The 18,951-nt window shown below is 71.7% G+C and carries 21 protein-coding genes; 3 read left to right on the top strand and 18 right to left on the bottom strand.

The features are described from left to right. Positions 1-67 precede the first annotated feature (67 nt). Genes hemL through idi form a run of 9 tightly spaced genes read right to left on the bottom strand, consistent with a single transcriptional unit; the run spans position 68 to position 8,152 of the window. Positions 68-1,384, bottom strand: a complete 1,317-nt coding sequence (gene hemL, locus GY24_RS04780) for a glutamate-1-semialdehyde 2,1-aminomutase (protein ID WP_104474603.1) — start codon at positions 1,382-1,384, stop codon at positions 68-70. After that, positions 1,381-2,370, bottom strand: a complete 990-nt coding sequence (gene hemB, locus GY24_RS04775) for a porphobilinogen synthase (protein WP_104474602.1) — start codon at positions 2,368-2,370, stop codon at positions 1,381-1,383. Before hemB ends, hemL begins: the two co-directional genes overlap by 4 nt. Next, a complete protein-coding gene (locus GY24_RS04770) occupies positions 2,367-3,299 on the bottom strand; it encodes a prenyltransferase (protein ID WP_104474601.1) in 933 nt (310 codons plus the stop codon). The genes hemB and GY24_RS04770 overlap by 4 nt, the downstream gene beginning before the upstream one ends. Further along, positions 3,289-3,633 carry a lycopene cyclase domain-containing protein gene (locus GY24_RS04765; protein WP_104474600.1) on the bottom strand — a complete coding sequence of 115 codons (345 nt, stop codon included), beginning with the start codon at positions 3,631-3,633 and terminating at the stop codon, positions 3,289-3,291. Before GY24_RS04765 ends, GY24_RS04770 begins: the two co-directional genes overlap by 11 nt. Then, positions 3,630-3,953, bottom strand: a complete 324-nt coding sequence (locus GY24_RS04760) for a lycopene cyclase domain-containing protein (protein WP_104474599.1) — start codon at positions 3,951-3,953, stop codon at positions 3,630-3,632. The genes GY24_RS04765 and GY24_RS04760 overlap by 4 nt, the downstream gene beginning before the upstream one ends. Continuing rightward, the gene (gene crtI / locus GY24_RS04755; protein ID WP_104474598.1) at positions 3,950-5,614 is read right to left on the bottom strand and encodes a phytoene desaturase family protein; all 1,665 of its coding nucleotides are present in this window, start codon (positions 5,612-5,614) and stop codon (positions 3,950-3,952) included. Before crtI ends, GY24_RS04760 begins: the two co-directional genes overlap by 4 nt. After that, a complete protein-coding gene (locus tag GY24_RS04750; RefSeq protein WP_104474597.1) occupies positions 5,611-6,486 on the bottom strand; it encodes a phytoene/squalene synthase family protein in 876 nt (291 codons plus the stop codon). Before GY24_RS04750 ends, crtI begins: the two co-directional genes overlap by 4 nt. Before the next feature lie 23 nt (positions 6,487-6,509). Then, positions 6,510-7,583: a polyprenyl synthetase family protein gene (locus GY24_RS04745; RefSeq protein ID WP_104474596.1), complete on the bottom strand. Its 1,074-nt coding sequence runs from the start codon at positions 7,581-7,583 to the stop codon at positions 6,510-6,512. Further along, positions 7,580-8,152, bottom strand: a complete 573-nt coding sequence (gene idi, locus GY24_RS04740; protein ID WP_104474595.1) for an isopentenyl-diphosphate Delta-isomerase — start codon at positions 8,150-8,152, stop codon at positions 7,580-7,582. The genes GY24_RS04745 and idi overlap by 4 nt, the downstream gene beginning before the upstream one ends. Before the next feature lie 78 nt (positions 8,153-8,230). Here idi and GY24_RS04735 point away from each other — a divergent pair, with 78 nt between their 5' ends. Continuing rightward, a complete protein-coding gene (locus tag GY24_RS04735) occupies positions 8,231-8,830 on the top strand; it encodes a MarR family winged helix-turn-helix transcriptional regulator (protein ID WP_233279199.1) in 600 nt (199 codons plus the stop codon). A 46-nt stretch (positions 8,831-8,876) separates the two neighbouring features. Here GY24_RS04735 and GY24_RS04730 read toward each other — a convergent pair whose 3' ends face one another. The 9 genes from GY24_RS04730 to hemE form a co-directional block, all read right to left on the bottom strand. Next, a complete protein-coding gene (locus tag GY24_RS04730) occupies positions 8,877-9,680 on the bottom strand; it encodes a uroporphyrinogen-III synthase (RefSeq protein ID WP_104474594.1) in 804 nt (267 codons plus the stop codon). Then, the gene (hemC, locus tag GY24_RS04725; protein ID WP_104474593.1) at positions 9,677-10,663 is read right to left on the bottom strand and encodes a hydroxymethylbilane synthase; all 987 of its coding nucleotides are present in this window, start codon (positions 10,661-10,663) and stop codon (positions 9,677-9,679) included. Before hemC ends, GY24_RS04730 begins: the two co-directional genes overlap by 4 nt. Next, entirely contained in the window at positions 10,660-11,730 is a 1,071-nt protein-coding gene (locus GY24_RS04720) for a ferrochelatase (protein ID WP_104474592.1), read from the bottom strand. The genes hemC and GY24_RS04720 overlap by 4 nt, the downstream gene beginning before the upstream one ends. Further along, a complete protein-coding gene (gene hemQ / locus GY24_RS04715; RefSeq protein WP_104474591.1) occupies positions 11,730-12,458 on the bottom strand; it encodes a hydrogen peroxide-dependent heme synthase in 729 nt (242 codons plus the stop codon). The genes GY24_RS04720 and hemQ overlap by 1 nt, the downstream gene beginning before the upstream one ends. 78 nt (positions 12,459-12,536) lie before the next feature. Then, complete coding sequence (locus tag GY24_RS17965) at positions 12,537-12,926, bottom strand: DUF3618 domain-containing protein (RefSeq protein ID WP_133161115.1); 390 nt, start codon at positions 12,924-12,926, stop codon at positions 12,537-12,539. After that, complete coding sequence (locus tag GY24_RS04705) at positions 12,910-13,335, bottom strand: phage holin family protein (protein WP_104474590.1); 426 nt, start codon at positions 13,333-13,335, stop codon at positions 12,910-12,912. The genes GY24_RS17965 and GY24_RS04705 overlap by 17 nt, the downstream gene beginning before the upstream one ends. 32 nt (positions 13,336-13,367) lie before the next feature. Then, positions 13,368-13,775, bottom strand: coding sequence for a hypothetical protein (locus GY24_RS04700; RefSeq protein WP_104474589.1), 408 nt, complete (start codon positions 13,773-13,775; stop codon positions 13,368-13,370). Positions 13,776-13,938: 163 nt separating this feature from the next. Next, a complete protein-coding gene (locus GY24_RS04695; protein ID WP_104474588.1) occupies positions 13,939-15,450 on the bottom strand; it encodes a protoporphyrinogen/coproporphyrinogen oxidase in 1,512 nt (503 codons plus the stop codon). Further along, positions 15,447-16,628: a uroporphyrinogen decarboxylase gene (hemE, locus tag GY24_RS04690; RefSeq protein ID WP_233279198.1), complete on the bottom strand. Its 1,182-nt coding sequence runs from the start codon at positions 16,626-16,628 to the stop codon at positions 15,447-15,449. The genes GY24_RS04695 and hemE overlap by 4 nt, the downstream gene beginning before the upstream one ends. An 86-nt stretch (positions 16,629-16,714) precedes the next feature. Between hemE and GY24_RS04685 the strand changes: the two genes are divergently transcribed. Both GY24_RS04685 and GY24_RS04680 read left to right on the top strand, forming a co-directional pair. Then, a complete protein-coding gene (locus GY24_RS04685; RefSeq protein WP_104474587.1) occupies positions 16,715-18,046 on the top strand; it encodes a glutamyl-tRNA reductase in 1,332 nt (443 codons plus the stop codon). Beyond that, a complete protein-coding gene (locus GY24_RS04680; RefSeq protein ID WP_161498684.1) occupies positions 18,043-18,720 on the top strand; it encodes a GNAT family N-acetyltransferase in 678 nt (225 codons plus the stop codon). The genes GY24_RS04685 and GY24_RS04680 overlap by 4 nt, the downstream gene beginning before the upstream one ends. The last annotated feature ends 231 nt before the right edge of the window (positions 18,721-18,951 follow it).

The raw sequence follows: 18,951 nt of genomic DNA, 5'->3' as shown, positions 1-18,951 counted from the left end.
GCAGCGCCGTTCAGCAAAACTGACGGGCGGCGCCGTCGGGCGCCGCCCCTGCTGATCGGCTCCGAGGCTACTCCGGCTGTGCGGCGGCCGCCGCCTTGGCCGCATCCGGCAGCGCCTCGCGGATGCGCGCGATCACGGTGTCGTCGTGCGCAGCCGTGACAAACCAGGCCTCGAACACCGACGGCGGCAGCGAGATGCCGCTGGCCAGCATCGACTGGAAGAACGCCGGGTAGCGGTACGCCTCCTGGGTGAGCACCTCCGCGTAGGAGCGGGCGCCGGATACCAGGTGCTCGCCGAACACGAAGCTGAACAGGTTGCCCGCCCGCTGCACGTGGTGGGCGACGCCCTCCGCGGTGAGTGCGGCCGAGACGGCCTCGGAGATGAGCAGCGCGCTCGCGTTGAGCCGGGCGTAGAGCGCGTCGTCGGCCAGGCGCAGGGTCTCCAGACCGGCGGCCACAGCGACCGGGTTGCCGGAGAGCGTGCCGGCTTGGTAGACCGGGCCGAGGGGGGCGAGGTAGTCCATCACCTCGGCGCGGCCACCGAGCGCGGCGACGGGGAGGCCGCCGCCGATGACCTTGCCGAAGGTGAAGAGGTCCGGCGCGTAGCTCTGGCCGTGCGCATTCTCCAGGCCCCAGTAGCCGGCCGAGCCGACGCGGAAGCCGGTGAGCACCTCGTCCATGATCAGCAGCGCGCCGTGGGAGTGCACGATGTCGGCGAGGGCCGCGTTGAAGCCGGGGTCGGGCGCGACGACGCCCATGTTGGCGGCGGCGGCCTCGGTGATGACGGCCGCGATGTTGTCGCCGTGCTCGGCGAATGCGGCGCGCACGGCGTCGAGGTCGTTGTAGGGCAACACGAGCGTCTGCGCCGCCGTCGCGGCGGTCACCCCGGCGGAGCCCGGCAGCGCGAGCGTGGCGAGGCCGGATCCGGCTGCGGCCAGCAGGCCGTCGGAGTGGCCGTGGTAGTGCCCGGCGAACTTCACCAACAGCTCGCGGCCGGTGAATCCACGGGCGAGGCGGATCGCGGTCATCGTCGCCTCGGTGCCGGTCGAGACCAGGCGCACCTTCTCGACGGGGGCGACGCGCTCGGCGATCAGCTCGGCCAGCTCGGTCTCGGCCGGCGTGCTGGCGCCGAAGGAGAGGCCGCGGGCTGCCGCGTCCTGCACCACCTTGACAACCTGCGGGTGGGCGTGGCCGAGGATGGCGGGGCCCCAGCTGGCGACGAGGTCCACGTAGCGGCGGCCGGCCGTGTCGGTGACGTACGCCCCGGAGGCCTCGACGAGGAACAGCGGCGTGCCCCCGACGGAGCGGAAGGCGCGCACCGGCGAGTTCACGCCGCCGGGGATGGCGGCCTGGGCGCGCTCGAAGAGGTTCTCGTTGGTGCTCATGCGAAGTCTCCATTGTTCAGCCAGCCGGCGAGTTCGGTGGCCCAGTAGGTGAGCACGACGTCGGCGCCGGCCCGGTGAATGCCGAGCACCGATTCGTGCACGGCGCGCTTGCGGTCGATCCAGCCCTGCATGGCGGCGGCCTCAATCATCGAGTACTCGCCGGACACCTGATATGCCCAAACTGGAATATCACTGGCGGCTGCGACGTCGGCGAGCACGTCGAGGTAGCTGCCTGCCGGCTTCACCATGACGACGTCGGCGCCCTCCTCGATGTCGAGGATGGCCTCGCGCAGGCCCTCGCGCCGGTTGCCGGGGTCGAGCTGGTAGCTGCGGCGGTCGCCGTCCAGCGTCGACTCGACGGCATCCCGGAACGGGCCGTAGAACGCCGAGGCGTACTTGGCCGAGTAAGCGAGGATGGCGGTGTCGACGAATCCGGCCCCGTCGAGCGTCTCGCGCACGGCGGCCACCTGGCCGTCCATCATGCCGGAGAGGCCGAGCAGCGCCGAGCCGGATGCCGCCTGCACCAGCGCCATCTCGCGGTAGCGCTCGAGCGTCGCGTCGTTGTCGACCCGGCCGAGGGTGTCCAACACCCCGCAGTGGCCGTGGTCGGTGAACTCGTCCAGGCAGAGGTCGGTCTGCACGACGAGGGCGTCGCCGACCTCGTCTCCGACCACCCGGGTGGCGCGGTTGAGGATGCCGTCCGGGTGCGTGGCGCCGCTGCCCGTCGCATCGCGCACGCTGGGCACGCCGAAGAGCATCACGCCGCCGATGCCGGCAGCCGCGGCATTCTGAACAGCCCCCTTCACGCTGTCGAGCGTGTGTTGCACGACGCCCGGCATCGAGGCGATCGGCATCGGGCCACCCTCCTCACGAACGAAGAGCGGGAGCACCAGCTGGGCCGGGTGGAGGCGCGTCTCTGAGGCGAGGCGGCGGATCCCGGGATTGGCGCGCAGACGACGGGGGCGAATACGGGGGTTTGCGGTCACCCGAACAGACTACGTGTATCAACTGCGCTGAAGATGAGAAGCAGCGTCGCGAGGAACCCGACCGCGTAGTTGACCCAGAGGAAGTGCCGCCAGCCGCCGGTGGCCGCCGCCGAGTCGGCGTCGCTCACCGAGCGGTACGGCCAGGCCAGCACTAGGTAGGGCACGACGAGCAGGGCTGCGAGGGCGCCGGGCCAGCCGTAACCCAGCGGAATCAGCAGGAGGAGCACCAACCCCGCCACCGCCCAGCAGGCGAGCGCCACGCGAACAGTGGCCGCCGCGCCGAGCGCCGTCGCGATCGAACCGATGCCCGCCGCCCGGTCAGGCTGCACGTCTTGCACGGCGCCGAAGGCGTGGCTCGCGACGCCCCAGAGGAAGAAGGCGAGCAGCACGATGACGGCAACCGGGCCGAACGGAACGCCGGCGAGCACGATCCCGTAGACGGCGGGCGAAACGAAGTGGGTGCTCGAGGTGAGCGAGTCCAGAACCGGGATCTCCTTGAATCGCAGCCCGGGCACCGAGTAGGCGGCCACCGCGAACAGGCTCACCGCGAGCACCAGCCAGGAGGCCGGCGAGCCGAGCAGCACCAGCGCCAGCACGAACGGGGCGCAGAGCAGCACGGCGGCCAGCAGCGTCGCCCGGTGCAGCGGAGGTGCCAGCAGCGCGCCGTGGGCGCCGCCCTTGCGTGGGTTGGCCACGTCGGAGGCGTAGTCGAACACGTCGTTCACGCCGTACATGGCCAGGTTGTACGGCACCAGGAAGAACAGCGTGCCAATGACGAGGGCCGCGTCGATCCGACCGGTGCTCAACAGGTAGGCCGCGGCGAACGGGAAGGCTGTGTTGATCCAGCTCAGCGGCCGGGAGGCCAGCAGCAGCTGGCGAGGCAGGCTCTGGCTGGGCGGGCTCTGCCTCGTGCTGCTCTCAGCCGACATCCGCGCTCTCCTTCACTATGGCCGGGCGGCGCGCGGGGCCGAGCAGCGCCCAGAGCGATGGCAGCAGGATGACGGCCGCCAGCGGGTAGGCGAAGTCCTCGATCGGGGCCAGGCCGATCGACCAGCCAAGCAGGTGTTGCCCGCTGTACTCCATCAGCCCGCCGGCGATCATCAGGCTGTCGAACAGTGCCGTGAGCACGAACAGCGCCGCGGCCGTGACGCCCGCGGACGCGAGGGCCGTGCCGAGCCGGGCCGGCCGGCGCAGCAGCAGGGCGGATGCCGCGACCAGCAGCACGACGGCGAGCATCACCAGGTTCAGCACCGTGTACGTCATGCCGGCCTCCTCGCGGTGAGCACCCGCTGCGTTCCCCGGAACAGCACCATGCTCAGGTAACAGAGGAAGACGAGGAAGACGAGCTCCTCGACCGGGAAGTGCGGCCCGAGCAGCAGGCCGGTCGAGATCTCGTTCTGCCCGCGCAGGAAGATCCCGAGGGCGATCCCGGCGATGTCCCACAGCACGAAGAAGAGGGTCCCGAGCGCGAGCACCAGGGCCGCACGCCGCGGCTCGCGCCAGAAGAACAGCGTGAAGCGGCGGTCCAGCAACACCATGCAGCCGAGCGAGGCCAGCAGGAACGCGAGGTAGAGCAGGCTCATCGCGGGGCCGCCCCGGCCGCGGTGCGCGCCGCGTGCGCGGAGAGCGGCGCGGCCAGCGGCGCCCCGCCCCGGTCGCCGCGCAGCTTCTTGATGACGAGTTCCGCGCTGATCAGGCACATCGGCAGCCCGATGCCGGGGATGGTGCTACCGCCGGCGTAGTACAGCCCGTTGACAGACGTGGAGCTGTTCCGGCCGCGGAAGAAGGCGCTCTGCCGCAGGGTGTGCGCGGGGCCGAGCGCACCGCCGCGCCAGGAGTTCAGGTCCTCGGCAAAGTCTGCCGGGCCCACAGTGCGACGCAGCACGATGCGCTGTGCCAGATCGGGGATTCCGGCCCACTGGGCGATCTGCTGGATCGCCGCGTCCGCGGCCCGCTCCACGCGCGCGGAGCCGCTGCGGCCGAGCCCTCCCGACCCGATCTCCGGGTCGGCCGGCACGGGCACCAGTACGAACAGGTTCTCGTGGTTGGGCGGTGCCGCACCGGGGTCTGTGGCGCTGGGCCGGCAGACGTAGATGGATGCCGGTTCCGGGATGAAGCTGGGGTTGCCGTAGATCGCCGAGAAGTTGTCCTCCCAGTTGTCGACGAAGAACAGGTTGTGGTGCTCGAGCTCCGGCAGCGCGCCGCGCACGCCGAGCATCACGAGAACTGCTCCCGGCCCGGGGTTTCGCTGCTCCCACCACTCCTCTGGATAGCTCCGCAGTTCCGGCGGCAACAACTCCGTCTCGGTGAAGTGGAGGTCTGCGGCCGAGACCACGATGTCGCTCCGGATCTCGTGCTCCGCACCCTGTGCGTCCCGGTAGCGCACCCCCGTCGCGGCGGCGCGTGAGCGGCGCCGGCGCCGGCCGGGCCTGGCCCGCCGTGCGGCGGCACTGCCACCAGCCGTGCTGCCGGCATCCGTCGTGATCGCGGTGACCTGCGCCCCGGTGAGCACGCGAACGCCCGCCGACTCGGCCAGCCCCGCGATGCTGTCAATGATCGTGCTGAAGCCGCCCTGCGGGTAGTAGACGCCGTCGCCGAAGTCGAGGTGGCTCATCAGGTGGTAGAGGCTCGGCACCTCGAACGGAGAGGAGCCGAGGAACACGGCCGGGTAGCCCAGCACCTGCTGCAGCCGCGGGTCGCGCACGTGCTTCTGGATCAGGCCGTGGAGCGAGCGGGCGCCCAGACCCGCGAGCGCGGGCGCGCGGCGCAGCACCTCCGGCCCGATCAGGCTGCGCGGGTCGTCGAAGGTGTTGTAGAGGAAGCGGCCGAGTGCGAGCTCGTAGGCGTCAGAGGCCGAGGCGACGTAGCGTCGCAGCTCGGCTCCCGCGCCGGGCTCGATCGATTCGAACAGGGCGACGTTGGCCTCGAAGTCGGCCACGATGTCGATCGGCGCAGCGCCGGTCTCGGCGAAGACGCGGTAGCCGGGGTCCAGCCGTTCCAACGCGAGTTGCTCGCCTGCTGAGGTGCCGAGCAGGGAGTAGAAGTGCTCGAAGACCTCCGGCATCAGGTACCACGATGGCCCGGTGTCGAAGCGGTAGCCGTCGGCCTCCCACAGTCCAGCCCGGCCGCCCAGCTCGCCACGCGCCTCGAGCAGCGTGACGTCGTAGCCGTCTGCTGCCAGCAGCGCAGCCGTCGCCAGCCCGGCGATGCCGCCGCCGATCACGCTGGCGGTTGGCGCGCTCATCGTGACCTCAGCAGCACGCCGGCCAGGATGCGCACCTTGTGCGGCCCTGGGACGCGCACCCGTTGGCCGGCAAGCGCGGCCGCGGGGGTCGCGTCGACGCGGTCGGTGAGCTCTGCGAAGAATGCGGATGCCGCGCGGATCGCCCTCCGGCAGCTGGCTGGCAGCCGCGGGATGACCGCATCGGCCGCGAACAGGTCGGCCCGGATACCGGCGACAATGTCGGCCTTCTGCTCCTCGGTGATGGCCAGCGGGTCGACGCCGGGAAAGTAGCGCCGGCCGAGGGCGGTGAAGTCGGCCGAGATGTCGCGCAGGAAGTTGATCTTCTGGAACGCGGCACCGAGCCGACGGGCGCCGTGCTCCAACCGCCTGCGCTCGTTGTCGTTGATGTACTCCCCGTTCAGAAAAACCCGCAGGCACATCAGCCCGATCACCTCGGCGGAGCCGTAGATGTAGTCGCGCAGTTCCTCCGCGCCGAACGGCGCCGGATCGAGGTCGCGGCGCATCGAGGCAAAGAAAGGGCTGAGCAGCTCCGCGGTGATGCCGGCGCGTCTCGCGCTCAGCGCGAAGGCGTGCACGACGAGGTCGCTGCTGTAGCCGCGCTGCAGTGCTCGAACGGTCTCGGCCTCCATGGCGTCGAGGCACTCCCGCTGCTGGGCGATGCTCAACCCCGCGGCGGCTGCGGTGCCGTCGACGATCTCGTCGGCCACCCGCACCAGGGCGTAGATGTTCTCGATCTCGGGCCGGATCTGCGGGGCGAGCAGCCGGCTGGCCAGGCCGAACGAGCTCGAGTACTCCCGGATGACAACGGCGGCCCCCCGGTGCGCCGCGCGCTCGTAGAGCGCCAGCTCGCGGGCTCCGGCGAGTGCGGGCATGCTCCCCCGCTCCAGTGGCCTGGTCATGAGACGCGCACCGCCGCCCGGTGGGCGAGCTCGGCGAGCTCGGTCCGGAGCCCCGCCGGCACGAGCGGCTGCTCGAGCAGCGCGAGCGCCTCCGCGACGAGGTCTGCGATCAACCGTTCCGCGTAGCCGAGTGCACCGGAGTCGAGTAGCAGCGCGCGCACCCGATCGATGTCGCCCGGCCCGCCCGGGCCGATCAGTTGTCGCAACTCGGCCCAGCTGGCCGTGGTTCGGGCAAAAGCCATCATCGCCGTCATCTTGCCCTCTCTGGCATCGCCGATCGTGCTCTTGCCGGTCAGCTGCTCGTCGCCGAAGACGCCGAGCACGTCGTCGCGCAGCTGGAAGGCCGTGCCGATGAGACCGCCGAACTGCTCCAGCAGCAGCCCCAGCTCTGCGGGCGCGCCCGCCAACACCGCCCCGGCCCGAAGCGGCGCCGCGAACGAGTAGGGGGCCGTCTTCCATCTCGTCATGTCCAGAACCGCGGGCACCTCGGGGCTCACGGCGCCCGCACTCAGCCCCACGTCGCTCAGCTCGCCGGCCGCGGAGGCGAAGACGGCGGCGTCGAGCAGGTCGAGCAGCCCGAGTCGCACGGGCTCGGGAACGGCGAGACGCGCCACCATCGACTGCGCATCATGGATCAGCAGGTCGCCGGCGAGAATGGCGGATGCCTGAGCCCAGCGTGCCGCGTTCGCCGTGGCGAGCCCCGCGGCCACGCCCTCGTCGAAGCGTTCGCCGGCGAGATTGCTCTGGCCGCGACGAACGAAATCGTTGTCGATCACGTCATCGTGCAGCAGGAAGGCGGTGTGCAGCAGTTCGAAAGCGGCGGCCAGCTCGACCGCGGCGCCCCGACGCGGCGCGGCGTCGACGCTGAGCTCTTCATACGCACAGAGCACGAGGGCGGGCCGCAGCAGCTTTCCGCCGTGGGCCGACCGCTCGATCGCCGCCCAGAGCCGGGAGTAGTCCTCGCCAAAGGCCTCGGCCGCTGCGCGGCGCTTCTGCCAATGCCCGGCCAGCACGCCCTCGATGCGGGCGGCATCCTCGACGGTCACGAAGCGAGTCATGACGATGGTCATGGCCGCATTCTCCCTTCGAGGGCGGCGGTCTGCAAGACCAGCCAGGGACTGAATGCCCACGGGGTGCTGGAGATTGACCTCGCCAGCGACTCGGGTGCCACCCACGCCAGCTCCATCACCTCGTCGGGGTTCGGGGTCGGGACCTCGTCGGTGACGGCCGTGTAGACGGGGCAGATCTCGTTCTCGACGATCCCGGCGGGGTCAACGGCCCGGTAGCGAAAGTCGGGGAGTTCGAGCGTCAGCCGGTGGCGGACCGGGTCCAGCTGCAGCCCGAGCTCGCTCTGTCCATGGCGCACCAGCGCGGCCTCGATGCTCTCGCCCGGTGCGGGGTGGCCGCAAAAGGAGTTGGTCCAGACGCCGGGCCAGCTGCGCTTGCCCAGAGCCCGGCGGGTGACGAGCAGCTCGCCGGCCGAGTTCGCGATGTGGCAGGAGAAGGCCAGGTGCAGGGGCGTCTCGGCCGTGTGCAGTGCCTCTTTGGCCGCCGTGCCCGATGGCTGCCCGTTCTCGTCCAGCAGCACGACGTACTCACCCGATGTGTCAGGAACAGGCGACGCGTTCAGACCACTCATTGAGACTCCCCACAAAATTACCTAACCAAGTTAGCTACTAGCTAAGCATGGCACACTCTGCGCAAGTACACTGATGCCATGTCCAAGGCGAATTCCACGCGCTGGGATCCGGCTGCCTCCATGCTGGATCCGCGCATCGTCGACCCGACGGGCAGTTATGTGCGCTATGCCGGGCTGCCCCCAGAGGAGCTGGACCAGGTCGTCGCCGTGCTCACCGCCATCAAGGCGTGGCGGGAGTCAGAGGATCGGACCAGCCTGGAGTCACGCAGCTACATGCGGCTGAACGAGACGGACATGCGAGCGCTGCGATTCGTGATCGCCGCGAAGAATGCCGGCGTGCTCGTCACGGCCGGAATGCTCGCCGGTCACCTGCAGATCTCGACGGCATCCATCACCAAGATGCTGGACCGGCTCGAGAAGGCGGGGCACATCACCCGCTCGCCGCATCCCGACGACCGGCGTGCCGTGGTGATTGCCGTGACACCGGCCACCCACGCAGACGCACGCGCCACGATCGGGCGCAAGCACGCGCGGCGCTTCGACGTCGCCGCGGCGCTCTCCCCGGCCGAGCGCGAGGTCGTCATCGGCTTCCTGAACAGCCTGGCGGAGCTCGAAGAGGAAGCCGAGCCGAGTGAGGAAGCAGGGTCGGCCGAGCCGACCTCACCGCAGACCGACTGATCTGCAGCGGCCAGACGCCGCGCGCCACCCAGACGCCGCGCGCCACTCAGTCGCTGCGCTTGGCCTCCGCAGCCCGCACCAGCACCTCGATGAGCGACTCCGCGGTGCGCTCGTCGGCGACCGCGTCGACGCGCAGGCCGATCGCGCCGGCGTCCTTGGCGGTCTGCGGCCCGATGCAGACGACGAGTGTGCTCTCCGGGATCGGGCCCAGCTGGTTCTGCACCTGCTCCGCGACGCTCCCCGAGGTCACGAGGACGGCCTGGAAGCGCCCGTCGGCCACCTCGGCCACGATGGACTCCTCGACGGGCACTCCGACGGTGCGGTAGGCGACGACGGCCTCGACGTGGTGGCCGATGCGAGCCAGGCCGACACTGAGCAGCGGCTTCGCGATGGCGGAGCGCAGCGCGAGGATGCGCAGCGGGATGGCGCCGTCCGTGGCCGCCGTCCACTCCTCGAGCAGGCCCCGGGCGGAGTTGTCCTCCGCGGGGACGAGGGCGACCTGGTAGCCGGCGGCGACGAGCGCCGCCGCGGTGGTCTCGCCGACGGCTGCGACCTTCGTCGTCGGCGGCACGACCGCCTGGTGCGAGAACAGCACGTCGACGGTGGTGGCGCTGGTGACGGTGAGCCAGTCGAACTCGCCGGCGGCGAGACGCTGGAGGGCGCCCTCCAGTGCGGCGGCGTCATCCGTTGGAGCAAAGTTGATCATCGGCGCCACCTTGGGCGACGCGCCGCGGGAGCGCAGGTTCGCCGCAACCCGGTCTCCCCATGGGCCGCCCCGCGGCACGAGCACGCGCCAGCCGGCGAGGGGTTTGTCGGCCTTCTCTGCCTTGCCAGCGGAGTTCGAGGTCATGGCTTTCCCTTCAACACAGCAAGGTCTGCGGCGCCATTGCCCAGAAGTTCTTCGACAACACGGGATGCCACGTCGCGGGCGGCGTCGGCCAGGTGCTCGGCTCCGTGCCCCTCCGGGGTGGCGGCGTGGGAGCTGGTCAGCGACTGCTCGCCGTCCAGGCTGTAGACCGTTGCGGTCAAGAACAGCAGCTCGCTGTCCACCTCGGCCATCGCGGCGACGGGCGCGGAGCACCCGGCCTCGAGGCCGGCCAGCACCAGGCGCTCGGCCAGCGTCGTCGCCGCCGTCGTGCCGTGGTTCACGGATTCCAGCGCCGCGCGCACGGCCCGGTCGAGCGGCTCGCCGACGCCGTCTTCGCGCACCTCGATCGCGAGTGCGCCCTGCCCGGGCGCCGTCGGCCAGCCGGACAGGTCCAGGTACTCGCTCACGTGGTCGAGCTTGCCCAGCCGGCCGAGCCCGGCGGCAGCGAGCAGGATCGCGTCCAGGCGCTGCGGGTCGTCTGCGTCGAGCTCGTCGCTGACGCGGGCCAGGCGGGAGTCGATGTTGCCGCGGATGTCGAGGATCTCGAGGTCGGGGCGGCGCTTGCGCAGTTGCGCGATGCGGCGCGGCGAGCCGGTGCCGACGCGTGCGCCCTCCGGCAGCGTGTCCAGGGTGTGCCCGTCACGGGAGCAGAGGGTGTCGCGGGCGTCGGCGCGCTTGGGCGTCGCGGCCAGGCGCAGCCCGGGGTAGCCGGCCGTCGGCAGGTCCTTCAGCGAGTGCACGATGATGTCGCACTCGCCGGCCAGCAGCGATTCGCGCAGCGCGGAGGCGAAGACGCCGGTGCCGCCGATCGTGGCCAGCGACTCCCGGGAGGTGTCGCCGTGGGTGGTGACCGGGACGATCTCGATCTCGGCCTTCGCCGCGCTGCCGATGCGGGCGGCGATGGCCTTCGTCTGCGCCATCGCCAGTGCGCTGCCGCGGGTGCCGACGCGGATCACCGTGCTCATGCCACACCACCGGGGTTGTCGAGGGTCGACTCGGGGGCGCCGACCCTGGCGTGGTCTGGCCACGGGCCGAGGGTGGTCTCGTGCGGGCGCTCGGCATCCGGCAAGTCGTTGAGCCGCTCGACGACGAGGTCGATGAGCCCGGAGACGAAGGCGGGGTGCACGCCGGGGGTCGGCACGCGCACCGCGGCCATGCCGTGGCCCTGGGCGGTGGCGACGGCCTCGTTGTCGAGGTCCCAGAGCACCTCCATGTGGTCGCTGACGAAGCCGAACGGCACGATCACGACGGCCTTGACCGAGCCGGCGACGGCGAGCTCGTCGATGGCGTCGTTGATGTCTGGCTCGAGCCAGGGCGTCTGGGGATCGCCGGAGCGCGACTGGTAGACCAGCGACCAGGCCACGCCCGGTGCCGCCTGCTCCTGCACGCGCGCCGCGACGGCCAGGTGCTGGGCCACGTAGGCGCCGCCCGGGCCGAATTCGGGGCCGGATGCCTCGGCAGCCGTGTTCGGGATGGAGTGCGTGGCGAACAAGACGTGCACGGCGTCGCTGGGGATGCCCTCGGCCTTCAACTGCTCCATGGCAGCGCCGACGCCCTCGACGAACGGGGTGACGAATCCGGGGTGGTCGAAGAACTCGCGGATGCGGTCGATCGCGACCTCGTCGCCGAGGCCGGTCGTCTCCAGCGCCCGCTCGAAGTCCTCGCGGTACTGCTCGACGCCCGAGTAGGAGGTGTACGCGCTGGTCACCAGGCCGAGCAGGCGACGGTCACCGGCGGCGTGCGCCTCGCGGACGGTGTCGGCGAAGAACGGCGCCGTGTTGCGGTTGCCCCAGTACACCGGCATATCGATGCCGCGCGCGGCCAGCTCGGCCTCGAGCGCCGCCTTGAGCGCGCGGTTCTGCGCGTTGATGGGGCTCACGCCGTTGAAGTGACGGTAGTGCGTCGCGACTTCCTCCAGCCGCTCGTCGGGGATCCCTCGGCCGGCGGTGACGTTGCGCAGGAAGGGGATGACCTCGTCCTGGCCCTCCGGACCTCCGAAGCTCGAGAGCAGGATCGCGTCGTACTGGGCCACTACTGCAGCACCTCCACAAGTTCAGCTGTTTCAATCCGGCGGCCCGTGTAGAACGGGACCTCCTCGCGCACGTGCATGCGGGCGTCGGTCGCGCGCAGCTCGCGCATCAGGTCGACGAGCTCGGTCAGCTCGTCGCTCTCGATCGGCAGCAGCCATTCGTAGTCGCCGAGCGCGAACGAGGCGACCGTGTTGGCGATGGCCCCGCGGAACGCGGCGCCCTTGCGGCCGTGGTCGGCGAGCATGGCGGAGCGCTCCTCCTCCGGCAGCAGGTACCACTCGTAGCTGCGCACGAACGGGTACACCGTCATCCAGCCCTTGGGCTCGATGCCGCGCAGGAAGCCGGGAACGTGGCTCTTGTTAAACTCCGCGTCACGGTGCACACCCATGGCGTTCCAGGTGGGCAGCAGGCTCTTGAGCATGCGGGAGCGGCGCAGCTCGCGCAGCGCCCACTGCAGGCCCTCGGCGTCGGGGCCGTGGATCCAGAGCATCACGTCGGCGTCGGCGCGGAAGCCGGACACGTCGTAGATGCCGCGCAGGGTCACGCCCTGCTCCTCGACGAGCGCGATGATGTCGTCGAGCTCGTTCACGAAGTGCGGCACGTCGTGACCGTCGAAGTCGTCCGGATTGGCCGGGTCACGGCGGAGAACGGCGAACAAGGTGAAGCCCTGCGGCGCCGCCTCGTCCGTGGATGGATCGGATGCCGCCGCGCGAGCTGTCGGGTCAGTCATGCCCCTAGTCTCCTCCGCTTTGCCCTCGCGGGCAAAAGCGGGCGGGGCGCACGGCCGAATCGGCGGCGCCCCGCGCGCTCAGCGCGTGACGGCGCGGACGATGCCCCAGACGCCGAGCCCGACGACCGCGGCGGCGCCGAGGGCGATCGCGCCGAGGGCGATGGGGTTCTCCGCGGCGAGTCGGCGCACGCGCTCGGTGCCGCGCTCAGCGGCGAGCCCGATCTGCTTGGGCACGTTGAGCTTGTCCTCGATGGCGTCCAGCGTTGCGGCCAGATCGGCGCGGGCACGCAGCGTGTCCTGCTGCAGCTCGGCCCGGCTCCGCTTGGGCGCAGGGGCCGTCTCCGCTGGCGCGGCTGGCTGCGCGTTCTTGGCGACGGCCGCGCGCTTGGAGGCTGCGGCGTCCCTGGCGGCCTCGGCATTCTTGGCGGCTGCCGCGGCGTACTTAGCAGTGTCAGGCGCGTTGGTCATAGGAACCCTCTCCCTTGAAAGCGTCGAGGTCGCGGCGCAGGTCAACGTCGAGCTCGCTCTTGGCGAGGCCGGCCTGGATGCGGCCCCGGCCGATCAGGATCAGCAGCACCGCCAGCACGAACAGCAGGGCGGCCACGATCAGCGCGGCCAGCCAGGCGGGCAGCACGAGCGCGAGCGCGAGCACGGCGACCGCCACGAGCACGGCCAGGCCGAAGAAGGCGAAGACCGCCGCAACGATGATGAGCGCGACCCCCAGGCCGATGCGCTGGCCCTTCTCGCTGAGCTCGGCCTTGAACTGCTGGAGTTCTGCGCGCAGGAGGTCGACGATGAGCCCGGGAAGATCGCCGACCAGGGCGAAGAGCGAACGGCGGCGCGCTGCGTTCAGGGGATTCGTGTCGTGTTCTGACATGTCGCACCCACCTTTCTAGCGATCTGGCGAGATCAGTCGTTGCTGTTGGGCGTGCTCGGCTCCGTGCTCGCCGGCGTCGTGCTCGCCGGCGTCGTGCTCGCCGGCGTCGTGCTCGCCGGCTTCGTGGCCGCCGGGGTGGGTCTGGCCGCGTTCGTGCCGGCCGGGCTCGTGCGAGCCGGGGTCGGCTGCGGCGGCGTGGAAGCGCCCTGCTTGGCGGCGGCGTTGACGAGCTTCTTGGCTCCGTCGAAGACGGCATCCGAGACGATGCTGACGCGTGCGAGAGCGAAGCCCTTGGCCTGGTCGACGCCCTGCTGGACCGTCGGCGTGTTCCAGATCCCCGCAGCCGCCTCCTTGATCTGCTCGTAGCGCTTGCGCCCGGCGCGCGTGCCGAGCACGTAGCCGACTGCCGCTCCGGTAACGAAGAGAAGCTTGCCCTTCATGAGACCCCGATCTGTGTTGTCGATCCGCTGCGTCTGACGTTCTACCGCAGGGAAGGCTCTGTTTAGAGTAGCCCCGTTTTGGGTTCGCGGAAGAGGGGTTGTCTTAATATTCCATTTTTGTTATGCGTCGCCGTCGCCGCGGGCTGCGTGCGCCGGACCTCGGCTAGAGGTGCACGAAATGGCGGCGGATGCCGCCGGCGGCCTCTGTGGCATCCGGAATCACCGAGGCGAGGCCGGTGCCGCCGAGCCAGGATCCGGTGACGGCGAGCGTCGGCTCCTCCTCGAGGCGGGCGCGCAGTGCTGCCACCCGGTCCTTCTGCCCGAGTGCGGCGTGCGAGAGTGCGTCGCGCCACGGCGTGCGCGCGGAGCCCACGAGCTGTGTGACGTCCAGCTCGACGCCGAGGATGGCGCTCGCGTCGCGCAGTGCGAGCGCGGTGAGCTCGTCGTCGCCGAGTGCGGCGCTTGGGTTGACCTCGCCGATGCGGCCGTAGGAGAGGCGCACGACGTGGCGCCCGGGGCCGGCAGCCTCGGCCAGCCAGGCCCACTTCGCGGTGGAGTGGGTGAGTGCCTTCGCCGTCGTGCCCGGGGTTCCCGCGCCGACGAGCACCCCGGTGCCGCGCGGTGCGCTGTCCAGGGCCGGCGCGTCGAGCACGAGGGTGACGATCTCGACCGAGGATCCTGCGGCCCAGTCGCCGGCGGCCTCGTCCCAGTCGGGGCGGGCGTCGGCGAGCAGGCCGAGCGCCGCGGTGGACGGCGTGGCCACGATCACGGCGCGGGCCGCGATCTGCAGCGCCACGCTCTCGGCGGCGCCCTCGGCGCTGGCTGATTCGGTGTCGGCCGATTCGGCGCGGGTTGATTCGGCGCTGACCAGCCAGGAGCCGTTGGGCTCCTCACGCAGACCGACGGCCCGGGCGCCGAGGCGCACCTCGGCGCCGTAGTGGGCCAGTTCGGCCAGCAGGGCGTCGACGAGGCGGTGCATCCCGCCCCGGATGCCGCGCACCCCGGCGCCCGGCTTCGCCTCCGTCTTCAGCAGGCTCACAGCCCCGGAGAGGGACCCCGCCCGGGTGAATGCGGCGTTCAGGCCGGGCGCGACGGCGTCGACCTCGAGCATGCGCGGGTCGGCGGAGTAGACGCCGCCGGAGATCGGGGCGACGAGGCGGTCGAGCACCGCGCTGCCCATGCGCTTCTCCACCAGCTCGCCGAGGTTCTTCTCCGTGCCGATCGTGAGCACCGGGCGGAGCCGGTCGAGGTAGGCGCGGATGGCGGCCTTCCAGCCGATCGCGGCGACGACGTCGCTGGCCAGCGGAGAGCCGGGGATGCCGAGGAGGGAGAGCTTGGGCATCGGCACGGTGAGCGCCCCGTTGCCGTGCAGCGCGGGCAGGCGGAGCCACGCTCCGGCCGGGTTGGGGTCGACGATGTCGCCGCCCAGGCCGAGCTCGCCGAGCAGCGTCGCCACGGCGTCGTTGCGGGTGGCGAAGCCCTCCGCCCCGGTGTCGAGGCTGAGGCCGGCGATCTCGGTGGGGCCGACACAGCCGCCCGCGGCATCCGAGGCCTCGACGACGAGCACCGAGAGGCCGAGCCGCGCGCAGGCGCGGGCGGCGACGAGGCCGGCGACGCCCGCGCCGATCACGACGACGTCGTGGCGGCCGTCGGCGCTGTTGCCCTGGGCGCTCATCGGCCGTGCACCAGTTCGACGATGCGGCTGAGCGCGTCGGGATCGGTGTCGGGCGGCACGCCGTGGCCGAGGTTGAGCACGTGCGAGGGTGCGGCGTCGCCGCGGCGGAGCACATCGAGCACGTGGGCCTCCAGCACCGGCCAGGGCGCGCGGAGCAGCGCGGGGTCGACGTTGCCCTGCACGGGCACCGTGCCGCCGAGGCGGCGGATGCCCTCGTCCAGCGCGAGCCGGTAGTCCACGCCCACGACGTCGGCCCCGACCGCGTGCATGGCCGAGAGCAGCTCGCTCGTGCCGACCCCGAAGTGCACGATCGGCACGCTGCGCCACACCGTCTGCGGGTCGGCCGCGGCATCCGTCGTCTTCTCCCAGTAGCCGAGGTCGCGCACGAAGCTCAGCGCGTGTGCCGAGGCGGGGGCGACGTGCTCCACGTAGTCCTCGAGCGAGAGCGCGCCGGCCCAGGAGTCGAAGAGCTGGGCGGCGCTGGCGCCGGCCAGGATCTGGGCGCGGAGGAAGCGGCCGGTGACTTCGGCGGTCCAGCGCATCAGCGCGGCCCAGGCCTGCGGCTCGGAGTGCATGAGCGCCCTCGCCGCCAGGTGGTCCTTGGACGGGCCGCCCTCGACGAGGTAGGCGGCGAGGGTGAACGGCGCCCCGGCGAATCCGATCAGCGGGGTGACGGATGCCGGCTCGCCGGCGACCCGGTGCCGCGGCGCGATCTCGGCGAGCGCCGCGACGGTGCGGGCGACGGCATCCGAGATGGGGGCGAGCGCGGTGTCGAGGATGGCCGGGTCGAGCGCGGTGAGCTCGGCAACGTCGGCGGCGGTGCGCACGGCCTTGCCCATGACCGGGCCGCGGCCGGCCACGATCTCGACCTCGACGCCGACCAACTTGAGCGGCACGACGATGTCGCTGAAGAAGATGCCGGCGTCGACGCCGTGTCGGCGCACCGGCTGCAGGGTGATCTCGCTGGCGAGCGCCGGGTCGAGGCAGGCGTCGAGCATCTTCGTGCCGACCCGCAGCTCCCGGTATTCGGGCAGCGAGCGCCCGGCCTGGCGCATGAACCACACCGGAGTCACCTCGGGGCGGTCCCCGCGGTAGGCGCGGACGAGGCGCGACTGGCCGGTGAGGCCGGAGGCGAGCGGGTGCTGGGGCGGCAGGGTCTGGCGTGCGTCGTGGTTCACGGGCCCATTCTCCCCCACGCGGCTCCGCGTCTGCCCGGTGTGCGTATGGGAACGCATCGGCATACATCAAGCTGTAGAATTCTCAGGTGCTCATCTGCCTCTCTGCGAGTCACAAGAACTCACACTTTGACCTCCTCGAACAACTCTCCGTCGACTCTGCCTCCATGGGCGAGCGCATCGTGCAGGAACACCGCGCGCTGAGCGGTGGCCCCGCCCTGGCCGGCGCCGTCGTCGTCGCCACCTGCAACCGTTTCGAGACCTACCTCGACCTCAACGCCCCGTTCGGCGTTTCGCCGCTGCCGACGGTATTCGCCGCGATCGAGGCCGTCAGCGCGAGCACGGGCGTCGACGCCCAGACGTTGCGCGAAAGCCTGGACCTCGTGCACGGCAACGGCGTCGCCGAGCACCTCTTCGCCGTCTCCTCCGGGCTTGAGTCCGTCGTGGTCGGCGAGGGCGAGATCGCCGGGCAGGTGCGCCGCTCGCTGGAGCAGGCCCGCTCGGTCGGCACGACGAGCCCCGAGCTCGAGCGGCTGTTCCAGCGCGCTTCGCAGACCTCGCGCGGCGTCAAGAACCGCACGGGCATCGGCTCGGCCGGCCGCTCGCTGGTGCGCCTCTCCCTCGAGCTCGCCGAGAGCCGGATCAGCGACTGGTCGGCGACCAGCGTGCTGCTGGTCGGCACCGGGCGCTACGCCGGGGCCTCCCTCGCCGCGCTCCGCGACCGCGGCGCCGAGGACATCCGCGTCTACTCCCCCTCCGGCCGGGCCACCCGCTTCGCCGCCAACCACGACATCGCCGCGGTGCAGGCGGCCGACTACGCCGCCGTCGCGGCATCCGTCGACGTCGTCGTCACCTGCACCACCGCCGAGACCCACGTCATCGACGCCGCGCTGATCGGCGCGGGCCGCGAGGCGCTCGGCGGGGAGGCCGCCGGCCGCCAGCTGCTGATCGACCTCGGCCTGCCGCGCAACATCGACCCCGACGTCGCCGGTGTCGAGGGCGTCGAGCTGCTCGACCTCGAGACGATCCGCATCCACGCCCCGCTGGAAGAGCTGAACGCCACCCACGAGGCGCGCGCCATGGTCGGCCAGGCCGCCCGCTCCTTCAGCGCCGCCACCGAGGAGCAGTCGCTCGCCCCCGCCGTCGTGGCGCTGCGCAGCCACATCTTCGGGCTGCTCGACGCCGAGATCGAGCGCGCCCGCGCCAAGGGCGATCCGGACGGCCGCATCGAGCAGTCGCTGCGCCACCTCACCGGCGTGCTGCTGCACACGCCGATGACGCGCTCGCGCGAACTGGCCCGCGCCGGCGAGCAGCAGGCCTGGCTCGACGGGCTGGAGGCCGTGTTCGGTCTGCAGGTCAAGGCCCCGGATGCCGCGGCAGGCGGATGCCCGATCACCGGCCGCGGAGCGGCCACGGCATGAGCGGCGCAGCGATGGACGAGCCGGTGACGCCGCCACCCGGCTACTTCGCCGGCTTCCCGTTCGACAGCGCCCCGCTGGCCATCGCCCCGATCCAGACCGAGCGGCTGATCCTGCGCCCGCTGGCCGAGAGCGACATCGACGACATCTGGCAGTACCAGCGCCTCGACGAGGTGCTCCGCTACATTCCGTGGCCCAAGCGCGACTTCGAGGCGGCCGCTGCGCACACCAGATGGCGTGCGGCGGCACACAGCCTCGATGCCGATGGCAGAGCGATCTTCCTGGCCTGCGTGCTGGCCCCGAGCCCGGATGCCGGCGAGCACGCCGGCCGGGTGATCGGCGACGTCATGCTGCGCCTCAGCAGCGTCGAGACGGCCGAGCTCGAGATCGGCTGGGTGTTCCACCCCGACTTCCACGGCCGCGGCTACGCGACCGAGGCTGCGGCGGCCATGCAGCGGCTCGCCTTCGACGGCATTGGCGCGCACCGGCTGGTCGCCCACCTGGACCCGCGCAACGAGGCATCCGCCCGGGTCTGCGCCAAGCTCGGCCTGGCCCACGAGGGAACGCTGCGCGAGTCCTACTACGACAAGGGTGAGTGGAGCGACGCCGGCCTGTACGCCATGATCGCCCGCGACTGGCGCGCCCTCGAGGACACCCCGGCCCCGCACACGCCCTAGCCCGCGCGGCTGTCGGCCTCTGTCGCACGCCCCTCCTCCGCTGGTCGAGTGGGCCCGCCAGGGCCGTATCGAGACCCGGCATTCCGTCAGAAACCGAGTCCCGTGCGAGGTCTCGATACGCTCGTTCCTCGCTACTCGACCAACGGATCGGGCCGGCCTCGGTCGCACGCCCCCCTCGAGCCAGCGCGGCGGGACCCGGCCCCTCCTCCGCTGGTCGAGTAGGCCCCGCCA

It is taken from the genome of Microterricola pindariensis, from assembly GCF_002936985.1.
GTDB lineage: Bacteria > Actinomycetota > Actinomycetes > Actinomycetales > Microbacteriaceae > Microterricola > Microterricola pindariensis.
Note: the sequence above shows the minus strand (reverse complement) of the source record. Positions and strands in the feature narration are given on the sequence as shown.

Coding starts and splice junctions, on each gene's coding strand:
- GY24_RS04750 (WP_104474597.1), bottom strand. CDS start 6,486: ATGCCCGCACTCGCCGGAGCCCGCGAGCTGGCGCTCTACGAGCGCGCG.
- GY24_RS04680 (WP_161498684.1), top strand. CDS start 18,043: ATGAGCGGCGCAGCGATGGACGAGCCGGTGACGCCGCCACCCGGCTAC.
- hemQ (WP_104474591.1), bottom strand. CDS start 12,458: ATGACTGACCCGACAGCTCGCGCGGCGGCATCCGATCCATCCACGGAC.
- GY24_RS04705 (WP_104474590.1), bottom strand. CDS start 13,335: ATGTCAGAACACGACACGAATCCCCTGAACGCAGCGCGCCGCCGTTCG.
- crtI (WP_104474598.1), bottom strand. CDS start 5,614: ATGAGCGCGCCAACCGCCAGCGTGATCGGCGGCGGCATCGCCGGGCTG.
- GY24_RS04765 (WP_104474600.1), bottom strand. CDS start 3,633: ATGACGTACACGGTGCTGAACCTGGTGATGCTCGCCGTCGTGCTGCTG.
- GY24_RS04760 (WP_104474599.1), bottom strand. CDS start 3,953: ATGAGCCTGCTCTACCTCGCGTTCCTGCTGGCCTCGCTCGGCTGCATG.
- GY24_RS04770 (WP_104474601.1), bottom strand. CDS start 3,299: ATGTCGGCTGAGAGCAGCACGAGGCAGAGCCCGCCCAGCCAGAGCCTG.
- GY24_RS04730 (WP_104474594.1), bottom strand. CDS start 9,680: ATGACCTCGAACTCCGCTGGCAAGGCAGAGAAGGCCGACAAACCCCTC.
- GY24_RS04735 (WP_233279199.1), top strand. CDS start 8,231: ATGTCCAAGGCGAATTCCACGCGCTGGGATCCGGCTGCCTCCATGCTG.
- GY24_RS04745 (WP_104474596.1), bottom strand. CDS start 7,583: ATGACCATCGTCATGACTCGCTTCGTGACCGTCGAGGATGCCGCCCGC.
- idi (WP_104474595.1), bottom strand. CDS start 8,152: ATGAGTGGTCTGAACGCGTCGCCTGTTCCTGACACATCGGGTGAGTAC.
- GY24_RS04700 (WP_104474589.1), bottom strand. CDS start 13,775: ATGAAGGGCAAGCTTCTCTTCGTTACCGGAGCGGCAGTCGGCTACGTG.
- hemL (WP_104474603.1), bottom strand. CDS start 1,384: ATGAGCACCAACGAGAACCTCTTCGAGCGCGCCCAGGCCGCCATCCCC.
- hemC (WP_104474593.1), bottom strand. CDS start 10,663: ATGAGCACGGTGATCCGCGTCGGCACCCGCGGCAGCGCACTGGCGATG.
- GY24_RS17965 (WP_133161115.1), bottom strand. CDS start 12,926: ATGACCAACGCGCCTGACACTGCTAAGTACGCCGCGGCAGCCGCCAAG.
- GY24_RS04695 (WP_104474588.1), bottom strand. CDS start 15,450: ATGAGCGCCCAGGGCAACAGCGCCGACGGCCGCCACGACGTCGTCGTG.